Raw genomic sequence first — 12,393 nt, 5'->3', positions numbered from 1 at the left:
CGATTTATGCCAGGCAAGCTATCAGCTGATCGCCTGAAGCTTGCAGCTGTTTTCCTTTGCTTACTGCTCACGGCTATTTCGTACCTTGCGCCCTTTACCACATGCATGAGATTACTGTTTACTTTTTGCTGTTTATTTATCGCTGCCGGCGCTTATGCCCAGCAAACCATCCGCGGAACTGTGCTGGATGCCCAAAGCCGTGAGCCGCTGGAGCAGGCCCTTGTACAATATGGCAATGCCTCTGTAACCACCAATAAACAGGGTGTTTTTGAAATTAGCGGTTCCGCCATTTCCCATATCACCGTTTCTTTTATCGGCTACCAGCCACAGCAGGTAATGCTTGGCCCGCAGCAACGTACTGTGCTGGTGCAGTTACAGCGGGGCGCACCCAACCTGGGCGATGTGGTGGTGAACAGCGCTGCGCCGCAGCAGGTGTTGCATATCATCAGCAGACTGGATTTGAATACCGAGCCCGTTAAATCGGCGCAGGAGGTATTGCGTAAAGTGCCCGGTTTGTTTATTGCACAACACCAGGGCGGCGGAAAGGCTGAGCAGTTGTTCCTGCGCGGGTTTGACCTGGATCATGGCACAGACATCAATATCAGCGCAGACGGTATCCCGGTGAATATGGTAAGTCATGCACACGGACAGGGATATGCCGACCTGCATTTTATTATCCCAGAGCTGGTGAAAGACATCGACTACGGCAAAGGCCCGTACTATGTGGGCTACGGCAACCTGGCCACAGCAGGGTACGTAAACCTGAGCACCATTAACAGTGCACCGCAAAATACTTTGAAGGCAGAAGGCGGCCGTTTTGATACTTACCGTGTTTTCGGCATGATGAACCTGGTATCTGCCAAACAACAGGAGCAGGGAACTTATGCACTGGCAGCAGGCGAATACCAGTACAGCAACGGTCCGTTTGTATTGCCGCAGCATTTTAACCGCATCAACCTGTTTGCCAAATACGGCACCCAGCTAAATACACGCAACCAGCTAAGCATAATGGCCAGCACACTCAGCAGCAGCTGGAATGCTACCGGGCAGGTACCTGAACGTGCCGTAACGGAAAAACTGATTGACCGTTTTGGGTACATCGACAGTATTGAAGGCGGCAACACGCACCGCACCAATGTGTCCGTATCGCTGAACACGCAGCTCAGCGATCATGTGTACTGGGATAACCAGGTATACTACACGCGCTATGATTTTAAACTGTTCAGCAATTTCACGTTTTACGCAACGGATACCATCAACGGCGACCGCATTCGCCAGCAGGAGGGGCGTAACCTGTTTGGTTACAATTCAAGGCTGCACAAACAGGTAAGCACCACCGCGGGTGCATATGATGCGGTATATGGTGCAGGCATGCGGCTGGATAAAACTAACGGCAGTTCTTTATCGCACATGTATAACCGTGATTCGCTGTTAGCTTATGCGCAATACGGCGACATAACCGAAAGCAATGAATGGCTGTATACAGATCAGTCGTTCAAAACAGGCAACTGGCTGTTCAATGCAGGCCTGCGCGCAGATGCACTGCAGTTTGCCTACCTCGATCGCATCAGCAACAGCAGGCTGCCTTCGCAAAGCAAGGCCACGCTAAGTCCGAAAGTAAATGTACAATACACCTTCAGCAACAGCTGGCAGCTCTATATAAAAGCAGGCAAAGGCTTTCACAGCAACGATACCCGTGCTGTAGTAATGCACCAGGGAACCGGCATATTGCCTGCAGCGTATGGCAGCGACCTGGGTGTGGTGTGGAAACCCGCGCCCCATCTCATTATCAACGCAGCATTATGGTACCTGTACCTGCAGCAGGAATTTGTGTATGCCGGCGATGATGGAACCATTGAACCTGCCGGCAGAACCAGGCGCACCGGTATAGACTTTAGTGCACGTTACCAGTTGTGCAAATGGCTGTTTGCAGATGCCAACCTCAATGCAGCCCGCCCGCGCAGCATTGATGCGCCCAAAGACGGCAACCGCATTCCGCTTGCACCCACCTTAACCAGCACAGGCGGTATCAGCTGGCATTTCAGCAACGGCATCAGCGGCGGCCTGCGTTACCGCTACATGCACAACCGGCCTGCCAATGAAAACAACAGCATTGTGGCACATGGTTACACGGTCACCGATTTCAGCTGCAGCTATACGCGCCGTTGTTATGAAATAGGAATTGCCATTGAAAACCTGCTGAACGTTCAATGGAATGAAGCACAGTTTGACACCGTATCAAGACTGAAAGGAGAAGCTGCACCTCTTGAAGACCTGAACTTTACGCCCGGCAATCCATTCAACGCCCGGCTGAAACTGGCGGTGTTCTTTTAACAGCGATGCATGAACAGCCGGTTATATTAGTGTTATTTTTCTTTTCGGTTGTTAAACTTGTGTTATCAGCAGGTGCTGTTATTTTGACACCTGTATAACCTGCAATACCCGCAAAACCTTATACAGCAGGCATTCTGTTGCCTGCAAAACAGGCGCTGGATAGAATTGGCGCTATTTATTTGTTATAAAATGCTTATCCTGCCTGCATTTGCGCGAAACAGATTTTTCTTGCCGGGCTTAAAGTGCTTTATTTGCGTAATTTTTCAGAAACAGCACGTATTAACCCATGTTGATTTTATTATTCTTCCTTGCACACTGGTTCCTTTCATTGTTTTTCCAAACATTTTTCCTGCATCGCTATGTTTCGCATAAAATGTTTAAGACAAATAAGTACTGGGAGCGGTTCTTTTACTTCTGCACTTTTATCTTCCAGGGTTCTTCCTTCCTCAATCCACGTGCCTACGCTATTATGCACCGCATGCACCATGCATACAGTGATACTGAAAAAGATCCGCACTCTCCGCATTTTATCAAGGATATCTGGGGTTTGATGATGAAAACAAAAGATATTTACCTCGAATACCGCCAATATAAAACAGAACCCGAGCCTGCATTCCGTGACAGGTACCCAACCTGGCCACTGATCGACCGCGTTGGCGATATGTGGATCACGCGTCTTGTTTTTGCTGCGGGTTATATAGCATTCTATGTCGCTTTTGCCAGTTATTGGTGGATGTTCCTGCTGTTACCTGTGCATTTTCTGATGGGCCCTGTACACGGCGCTATTGTAAACTGGTGCGGACACAAATACGGTTATTCCAACTACGATAACGATGACCACAGCAAAAACACCCTGCCGCTTGATTTCCTGATGATGGGTGAGCTGTTCCAGAACAATCACCACAAACGCCCCAACGATGCGAACTTCGCGAAACGCTGGTTTGAGTTTGATCCCACTTATCCCATTATGCGTTTAATGCACCGTTTGCATATTATCCGTTTGAGGAAGACGGCGTAGCGCTGTTGACGATAAATTTCAATACAGTTAATAATAAGGTATTACAACAGTGTACGGCAGTAACCGGCACGGGTGTAATACCTTTGTTGTTTTTGAGAATGATGGTAACAGCAACGCATGGTATATTTGTTAACCAAACCGCAGCCTCATGCAAGCCATCGAACGCACCTTACACTATATTCAGCAGCACTTTAAAGACGATCTCAGTCTTGAGCAACTGGCTGCGCATGCGAATTATTCGCCTTTTCATTTTCAGCGGCTGTTTAAGCAATATGTGGGTGAATCGCCCAAGCAATATATGCTGCGGCTGCGTTTGCAGCGGGCGGCGAAAGACCTGTTTTTTTATCCTGATAAAACCATCTATGCCATTGCCATGGATACCGGCTTCAGTTCGCAGGCGGTATTTGCGCGGGCCTTCAAGGCCAGGTATGGGGTAAATGCCGAAACTTACCGCGCAGAAGAATTGCTGGCCGTGGAGTATAAACACCAGCAGGCGAATGTAATGAATGAACCGCCACCTTTCAGTATCCAGCGCATAGAGCGTTTTGAAATGGCGTATGAAACTGTATACATGCAAAATGAGGAAGATGTAATGCAGGCATTCAAACGCATTGGTAACTGGGCTGCTGCAAGGGATATTGCAGGTGCCGATCCCCTGTATTGCGGCGTATACCTTGATTCGCCCATCAGCACGCCGGCTGACAAATGCCGTTACCTTGCCGGTATAAAAATCAATACAAGCAACCCGGATTACCGTGAAAGAATATACACCTGTGAGGGCGCCAAATACGCACAGATTCCCTTCTGTGGCGGCTTTGATACCGTACTGGATTATGCCCTTTATTTTAAGAAAAAGCAATTGCAGGAAACCGGTTATTCACTGGTAGAAGGAGTGCGCGGCTTTGAGCTGTTTGCCGAAATGGACTTCAGCAAGCCCTACCGGGAACAGTTTCGCACGCTATGCGTAGCCGTGCAGCCCAAATAGCAAGAAATGCAAAGCGAATAGCAAGATCTGCTTCTATAAGCCTGCTGCTGCATGCTAGTTTTGACCTATCAAAATCAAACAACATGAGCACAGCAAACAGCACTATCGTAATAGCAGGAGGCACTTCAGGCATCGGTTTGGCAACAGCAAAAAGACTGGCAGCCACAGGCGCAAAAGTTATTGTAACAGGCCGTAACCCCGAAAAACTGCAACAGGCAGTTGCTTCCATTGGCGGCAATGCAGCAGGACAAATACTCGACAGCAGCGACCGCAACAGCCTGCAACAGGCATTTGAAAAAATTGGTAAAATAGATCACCTTGTTATTGCCGTAAGCGGTGCCAAGGGGGCAGGCTTGTTTAAGGAGCTTGACCTGCAGGTGCTACTGGCAGGCTTTGAAGAAAAGCTGGTGCCGCAAATGCAAACCGCACAGGTGGCACTTCCGTTTATGCATCCCAAAGGCAGCATCACTTTCGTCAGTGCAGTAAGTGCAAGAGCCAAAACACCCGGTGTGGCCGGCCTCGGCGCTATTAATGGTGCCATCGAAATTATGGTGCCCGTCATGGCCAAAGAACTGAAGCCTTTACGCATCAATGCCGTTTCTCCCGGCGTAGTTGATACAGACTGGTGGAATTTTATGAGCCCGGAAGTAAAGAAAGCAAGCTTTGAACAATACGCAGCTATCACACCTGTTGAACGCGTTGGCCTGCCCGACGACATTGCACAGGTAATTGAATTGCTCGTCTCCAACACCTTTATCACGGGCCAGGTGATTGCTGCTGATGGCGGGTTGGCCTTGTAAATAACAAACCATTGAACCATTAAACACTGAAACTATTGAACCTTCTTAATCCCCCAACGCCTGCTCGATGGCTGCCTTATTCGGGATCGTCATCCCATAATTGGTTTCCAGCGTTTGCAGGTCTTCTTTGAAACGCACCTTGCCGGGCGACATATCATCATTGAAGTTCCGGTTCTTCCAGTGGCCGTATACTTTCAGCGCTTCGGGCAGGTTGTTGGTGAAAACCAATCCCAGTGCAAGGTTGGTGTTAATCCACTGCTGCTTTTGCGTGGGCTGGTCAATCTGCAATGCAATGCGCGCTGTATCCAGTGAGTTGGTGTACAGGTGGTTTAGCAACAGGTACCACGATAACGATCCAAGCGTTTTTGCTTTCAGGTTATTGTAAGCGGCAGGGTTATTGGAGATACGCAGCAGCGAATCTGCATACAGGGCCATCTTGCGCGTATAATCCAGCTGGGTAGCCATGTTGGCAGGTGTGGCATCCAGGTCGAGCATGCGGTTGTAGTATGCATTGTACAGGTACTGATAACAGTTTATTTTTTGTGCAGGCTGTTTGGTCATGGCCAGCAGCTGGTGTGTAAGTTTAATCGCCGTATCGTATTGCCGGTTGTTGTATGCTTTGGGTATTTCCTGTTCCAGGTATTGAACAGGGAATAACTGTTTCAGCGAACTGTTGCCGCTGCCATCGTTTTCCAGGTATTTCTGGTACAGCGGCAGACTGGTGGTGGCCAGCCATTCAGGCTCGTTGCTTAATACAGGGGCCGGACTTTTTTTGCTGAGGTTGTACAGTTTTATGCCAAAGGCATTATAAATGGCCACAATTGAATCGCTCAGGAACAAAGGCGTTGCCGCATAAAACCTCGAAGGACTTACCGAAGAAGTAGCGCCTGTAGTGGCAGCATTTACCAGCAGGTATTTCTTTTCTCCTGTTGCGGTATAGTAAATGGTGTACATGTCCGGGTAATTGCGGAACAGTATATAGTTGCCCTGCGGTGATAAAATGGGAATGAAATTATCTGCCAGGTCGCTGATCACATTTTTAGTTTGCTCAATATTATTGGCCAGTGTAGAAATGCGCGTGAGATAGGCCTTGTCAAAATAACAGTTCACCACCAGGTTCGTGTCCAGCGCCATCGATGCATTGGGAAAACCGGGCAGTTCGGTTACGTTGCGTTCATAACGTATTTTGTTTTTGTCTTTGTCTTCGAGCAGCAGCACATTTTTGCGGTTCACATCTAGCAGCGTTTCCGTAGTGTCTATCTGTTTGGTAATAACTTGTCCGGCAGGTGTTACATAATACAGGGTTTGCCCGCTGCAGAAATAGTTGTTATTGGATAACAGTCTTGGAAAAAAACTGCCGGGCCTGGTATCTGCCAGCTGCATGCTTTGCATAGGTGTAAAAGTGTTATTGCTAACATCGTACAGCTGTGCCTTACCGCTGGCCGATACCGCCATTACCTGGTTAGGTGCAAACCCGCATACCAGCACTATGCTGAAGCTGATGGCCTTCGTGGTTAAAGGGGCCCCTGCATCGCTCAATAAACACAGCGTATCATTTTTATACAGAATGTATTTGCACGGCGCATTGTTGCCTGGTACTGCTGCCAGTGAAGGTACCGGTAATTGTGGCTGACGTACGGTGTTGCCCGGCAATGCAGCAGTGGCGGCCACCAGCGATGCAGGTAATAGAAAGGTATTGATGCTGGTGCTTTTGCCGGGCTGCCGGTAATTCATGGCTTCTACCAGGCCATTGTTGTGGATGATAAAATACATACCGTTCTGCGCTGCTATTAACCGGTTAATGCGGTTGGGCAAACCTGTGGGCGGGGTAATGTATTGTGCCGGCAGCAATGTTCTGCTCAGCTGGCTGTCGAGTATCTGCCGGGTAATACTGTTTTTGTTAAACAGGTAACCCAGTGATGCGGCTGCAATGGCGGTGCTGTATTCGCTTTTCTTGATATAATCGTAAGTATCTGCAGATATGGCAAAGGCATTTCTGAACGCCTTATAATCTGTTGAATCTTTACCCAGCCGCATCAGCGTATCAGTGATCCGGTCGCGCAGGTCTTGCCGGGGTATTTTCTGAAACCATTCTTTTTCAGTGGAGGCAATGTTTTGTCTTCTCTTTTCTACTTTGGCCGTGTGGTAATAAAAAACAGCGTAACATGCCATTAGCAGCAATATAAAACTCATCCCCATTACAATGCGCCGTATTTTCAGCCTGCGTTTTGTTTCCTGGGCTTCTGCGGCAGCAACTGCCAGTTGTTCCTCGGCGCGTTCCTTTTCCTGCTTTTTACGGTTAATGTAAGGGATCATGGCCTCACTCACAATCTCGTAGTAAATGCCACCTTGTCTTACCTCGCGGCGTATCACCTTAATGCTGTATTCCAGCTTGTCAATGGCGGCCTGCACTGCTTCAGGTGTGTATTGCCGCAGGTGGTGAATAATTGCGTCTTTGTGAAAAATATTGCGGGTACGTTCATTCAATACCAGCAGCGATAATATATCAATGGCTACCGGCCGGTCTTTTTCATTAATGCTGTTCAGCAGTTCAAGGTAAAAGTTCTGCAGTATATCGCCTACGCTGTGTTGTTGCAGTGCTGCTGTGCGTTGTTCATTGCCGGGTATATTGTACAGCTGCAGGCAAACGATCTGCATTTCGGTTAAATCAATATTGCCATCCGGATACTGCAGTGTCATTTTCTGGCTGATGTTTTTACACAGCTCCGCAGAAAAAGGATTACTGAAATGCTGCTGTTTCTCTGTGTCATCAAAGGGCCGGTAAATAATGCTGTTGATCTGGTCTGTCGTAAGCGGTTTAATGCGCAGGTAGTGATCGCGCAGGTCGGGAATGGATTTAAAGAGCCGCGCAAATTTGGCCAGGTAATCTTCCCTGAACACAAATACCAGCTTAACCGGCAGTGTTTGTGAAAAGTAGCAACGGGTAAGCAGCTGTACAATCAATCCCTGCATCTGCCTGCGTTTGGCCATGGCAGCGGGAAAGCGGGTGTCTTCTTCAAACAGGGTGATCAGTTCTTCAAACTGGTCAAATATCAATACCACGCTGCGGTCTACCTTGGGCAGCAGTTTGCAGGCGTTCTCATCTGTGCGGTTGCGCAGATCAAGCAGGCGGATGGTTTCCTTGAATTCACGGAAAGAGACATTGATCTTCTTACTGTCTGTAGCATCGGTTTCCCTGAACTGGTCAAATATAGATGGCTGCCACTTGTCTTTTTCACAACGTATTTTGCTTACCACGAAGGTGCCGTTGAGGTCAGGGTTTAGCCGCACCACTTCTGGCTGAAAATCATCTTCCAGCAAAGTAGGGAATACACCTGCATTCATCAGTGAGGATTTGCCTACGCCGCTATCGCCATATATCAGCAACCCGCGGTACAACAGCAGCAGTTTGCTGATCTTCTGTATTTCTGTATCCCTGCCAGCATAAATATTCCGGTCTATCAGGCGAAACGATTTCATGCCCCTGTACGGCAAATCGGGTAACACTTGTGGCATGGCGGTTATTCTTTGGTCACTTCCTTGTACAGCAGCGGTATAATCTTCCAGGCGTCTAATACAATAAAGTGTGTTTTGTAATTGTCTTCAAACAGCAGTTGAATCAGGTGGTTGGGAGCGGGGTCAATGGAATAGTTCTTGGGCAGGGTAATCGGGTCGCGGCCCCAGCGAAGTGTTTTAAACAACAGGCGCAGGTTATAATCCATCAGCCGGTAACCGATAAACAGGATGGATTTGCTGGTAAGCGCATCGGTGAAGGATTGCGGAATGGGATTGTAGTTTTCCTTATCACTCATGCGTAAAATGAATTGTATATAATCCTCATCCGTGATCACGATAGATGACCTGGAATCGATATCGCCATGCACTTTGTATACAAAGGGCTTTTCGGTGGTAATCTGGTTGGGCGGCACATCAAAGGTCAGCTTATCGCGCTGGCGGTTGTATACACCCACATAGGGTTCTTTCTTCACAGCGCGCAAAGCTGTTTCAAACAGCTGATCGTAATTGGTGGTCATTACATACTGAAAGGGCATGCTGGCCAGGTAATACAACAGGGGAGAAGGCGATTTGCCTGTTTTGATTTCTTTGGTCAGCAGGTCGGTGAGTGAATCAAACGATCCCTGTTCCAGTTCGTGATACTGGGCTATTTCGCTGAGGTTGGCGGTGTCTTTCAGCATATCGCGGTGTACCAGTTCGGCTTTTATTAACTGTGCCAGCTCCCAGCCGGTGGGTGGCCGCTGCTCCCGTTTGTACAGTTTTTCATTTTCGTCACTGCAATAATTTACCCCTGCACCCAAAAACAGGATACACCTGCCTCTCTTGATATTGGCAGCAATGGTCTGTATAAAATTATAATCAGATGGCGCTATTTCGGCAGACGCATCCGGTATCAGCGTTGTGTCAAATGGAAAACTCATAGCATTATGTATTCTGTAGACTAAGAACCTAGGGCGGCTGTTCTTGAAAGGGGAGCGGGTTTGGGTGTATATGCACAGCTTATATAAAAGTAATAGATATAAAATGCAATGTCAAGGGTTAAACAACAGGCCCGGGCTGTGCATTTTCACATGGCCCGCGTTTTCATTATGATAAAAACCTTTCCATTTTGAAAGGGTTGCTCCTGTCTTTCTCAGCACTGGCATGGATTATTTTGTTCTTCAATATGCTGGGAATCAATCAGGTGTATTCTTTTTTTAACAGAAAGCGGCCTGCAGGTATATCGTTTGACCCCATTGTTGTCAAAATCACAACAATGAAACGCAGGTTGAGCAGCAGGTTGTTTGGCAGTCCTTACAGGATTTTTCTCACCGTGCTGCGTTGCGTGGCTATTTGTGGTTTGCTGTATCACCTCATAGCATAATAATATTTTTTATATGATGAACCAATATGAAGTACCGGCCCTGCTTGCAGATGAACTGCCAGCCATTGGTGCAGAACTGAAAATGGTGAAATCCTTTGGCAATGTACTGGGCAGCGTGCGCATTTTTACCGAGTACACCAACAAAATGGTGGCCATCCACCAGCTGGAAATGGTGAAGCACTGTATGTGCCTGGCCGAGCAGTTGTATGTAAAAGGCAACAACCTTACCCGCAACGCCATTGAAAATGTATTTGTATACGCCATCTCATCCATGCGTTGCTGCTGCAGCAAAGGAGAATGGCAGCACATTCAGTCACAGATGCCTGTAACACTGCACTCGCTGTATGTACAACAGGTATTGAAGTCAGGTTTATAAAACAGCATATATGATAGCCTTAGTGTATCTCGCAATTGCCCTTATTTGTTTTGTGGTGTTCTTCAAAGCCATCGATTTCTTCGACAGGATATAACACCTAACCTTTTTGTGAAGCTTTTAAATTTTGAATGTTATGATGAATGCGTTGCTTATTTTATCGATACTGGTTTTCATTTACCTGGTATACGTTTTACTTAAACCCGAGAAATTTTAACTGTACAACCATTAGAATATGAATGCTGAAATTTTAGGTGTTGTAGTCACTTTCCTGCTCTCCGTTGCATTGGCCGTTCCACTGGGGCGTTACATTGCAAAGGTGTTTGCAGGTGAAAAGAATAGCACCGATTTTATGGGCCCGCTTGAACGTTTGATCTTCCGGTTTTGTGGCATTGACCCAACTAAGAAGATGGATTGGAAATCTTTCCTCAAAGCGCTGCTTACCGTGAACCTGGTTTGGCTGGTATATGCCTTTGTAATGCTGCTGGTGCAGAACAGGCTGCCGCTGAACCCCGATGGCAACCCAGGGCAAACGCCTGACCTGGCTTTTAATACGGCCATCAGTTTCCTGGTTAACTGCGATCTGCAGCACTACTCAGGCGAAACAGGTGTTACCTACCTTACACAGCTGGCAGTAGTTACCTTCCTGCAGTTTGTAAGTGCTGCTACTGGTATCGCCGCACTGGTTGGTTTGCTGAATGCCATCCGCGAAAAAACAACCAACAACATTGGTAATTTCTGGCTCTTCTTTATCAAATCACTCACCCGCATATTGCTGCCTTTGTGTATCATCTGGGCGGTGTTCCAGGTGTTCAACGGCACACCTGCCAGCTTTGCAGGCAAGGATACCATTGTTACACTGCAGGGTGATACGGTTAATGTATCACGCGGCCCGGCTGCCGGCATGATTGCCATTAAACACCTCGGCACCAATGGCGGCGGCTGGTTTGGCGCCAACTCTGCGCACCCGCTCGAGAACCCCAGCTACTTTACCAACATGCTGCAGCTGATCGGTCAAACCCTGCTGCCAATGGCCATGATTTTTGCTATGGGCTTTTATATTCGCCGCAAAAAACTGGCCTGGGTTATTTTCGGTATCATGACCATCGGTATGCTGTGTTTGCTGGTGCCCACCGTTGTAAGCGAAGTGCATGGCAGCCCTGCCATTGCCAGGCTCGGCGTAAGTCAAAGCACAGGTGCCATGGAAGGTAAGGAAGTGCGCTTTGGTCCGGCAAGTACGGGCTACTGGAGTATTATTACCACCATTATCTCTACCGGTTCGGTCAACTCCATGCACGACAGTTCCATGCCTATGTCTGGCTTAATGCAAATGCTCGGCATGATGATCAATGCCTTTTACGGCGGCTGCGGCGTGGGCATACTCAACTATTTTATCTACATCATTATCGCCGTATTTATATCAGGATTAATGGTAGGCCGAACACCCGAATTTATGGGCCACAAGGTAGAAGCGCGTGAAGTAAAAATTGCTGCGCTGGTAACCTTGCTCTCTGCCTTTCTCATTAAAGCAGGTGCCGCGCTGGCAGCTTATTTCGTGGCGCATCATCCCGATATGGCCTGGTCGGTGAAACCATCCGGCTGGCTCAACAACCCCGGCTACCATGGCTTCTCCGAAATGCTGTACGAATTCACTTCGTCCAACGCCAACAACGGCAGTGGCTTTGAAGGACTGGGCGACAACAATATTTTCTGGAACGTTTCAACAGGCATCGTATTAATACTGGCGCGCTTCCTGCCTATTATTGGTCCTGTGGCCATTGCAGGTATACTCGCCAATAAAAAATATATACCCGAATCGGCCGGTACATTAAAAACAGATTCACTCACATTCGGTGCAATGACGTTTGCGGTGATTCTTATCATCAATGCCCTGTCGTATTTCCCGGCATTGGCACTGGGCCCGCTGGCAGAATATTTCAGTATGTAAACAGTCAGGGCCAATTCAGTTAAGCGCCTCTGTGCGTCCTGTGATTTTTTCTTTGC

The 12,393-nt window shown here is 47.9% G+C and carries 9 protein-coding genes; 7 read left to right on the top strand and 2 right to left on the bottom strand.

The genetic code is table 11. From position 1 onward, the window contains the following. Positions 1-105: 105 nt before the first annotated feature. The 4 genes from DXN05_RS15560 (at position 106) to DXN05_RS15545 (ending at position 5,137) form a co-directional block, all read left to right on the top strand. Complete coding sequence (locus DXN05_RS15560; protein WP_116848194.1) at positions 106-2,334, top strand: TonB-dependent receptor; 2,229 nt, start codon at positions 106-108, stop codon at positions 2,332-2,334. A gap of 286 nt (positions 2,335-2,620) precedes the next feature. Continuing rightward, positions 2,621-3,352 (top strand): acyl-CoA desaturase, encoded by a 732-nt coding sequence (locus DXN05_RS15555; RefSeq protein ID WP_116848193.1) that lies wholly within the window; start codon positions 2,621-2,623, stop codon positions 3,350-3,352. A gap of 148 nt (positions 3,353-3,500) precedes the next feature. Next, complete coding sequence (locus DXN05_RS15550; RefSeq protein ID WP_116848192.1) at positions 3,501-4,337, top strand: helix-turn-helix domain-containing protein; 837 nt, start codon at positions 3,501-3,503, stop codon at positions 4,335-4,337. A gap of 83 nt (positions 4,338-4,420) precedes the next feature. Next, positions 4,421-5,137, top strand: coding sequence for an SDR family oxidoreductase (locus DXN05_RS15545; protein ID WP_116848191.1), 717 nt, complete (start codon positions 4,421-4,423; stop codon positions 5,135-5,137). A gap of 45 nt (positions 5,138-5,182) precedes the next feature. On the opposite strand, the gene DXN05_RS15540 is transcribed toward DXN05_RS15545, so the two are convergent. Together DXN05_RS15540 and DXN05_RS15535 are read right to left on the bottom strand one after the other, a co-directional pair. Beyond that, positions 5,183-8,653: an ATP-binding protein gene (locus tag DXN05_RS15540; protein WP_116848190.1), complete on the bottom strand. Its 3,471-nt coding sequence runs from the start codon at positions 8,651-8,653 to the stop codon at positions 5,183-5,185. Between the two features lie 5 nt (positions 8,654-8,658). After that, complete coding sequence (locus DXN05_RS15535) at positions 8,659-9,573, bottom strand: SIR2 family NAD-dependent protein deacylase (protein WP_116848189.1); 915 nt, start codon at positions 9,571-9,573, stop codon at positions 8,659-8,661. Positions 9,574-10,029: 456 nt separating this feature from the next. On the opposite strand from DXN05_RS15535, the gene DXN05_RS15525 reads away from it, so the two are divergent. The 3 genes from DXN05_RS15525 (at position 10,030) to kdpA (ending at position 12,337) form a co-directional block, all read left to right on the top strand. Next, the gene (locus DXN05_RS15525) at positions 10,030-10,392 is read left to right on the top strand and encodes a DUF7674 family protein (protein WP_147313936.1); all 363 of its coding nucleotides are present in this window, start codon (positions 10,030-10,032) and stop codon (positions 10,390-10,392) included. A gap of 133 nt (positions 10,393-10,525) precedes the next feature. Next, a complete protein-coding gene (kdpF, locus tag DXN05_RS15520) occupies positions 10,526-10,606 on the top strand; it encodes a K(+)-transporting ATPase subunit F (RefSeq protein ID WP_116848186.1) in 81 nt (26 codons plus the stop codon). An 18-nt stretch (positions 10,607-10,624) separates the two neighbouring features. After that, positions 10,625-12,337 (top strand): potassium-transporting ATPase subunit KdpA, encoded by a 1,713-nt coding sequence (kdpA, locus tag DXN05_RS15515; RefSeq protein WP_116848185.1) that lies wholly within the window; start codon positions 10,625-10,627, stop codon positions 12,335-12,337. Positions 12,338-12,393: the final 56 nt, after the last annotated feature.

Origin of the sequence: Deminuibacter soli, assembly GCF_003412455.1 — a bacterium.
GTDB classification, from domain to species: domain Bacteria; phylum Bacteroidota; class Bacteroidia; order Chitinophagales; family Chitinophagaceae; genus Deminuibacter; species Deminuibacter soli.
This window is presented reverse-complemented; position numbering and strand designations above follow the sequence as displayed.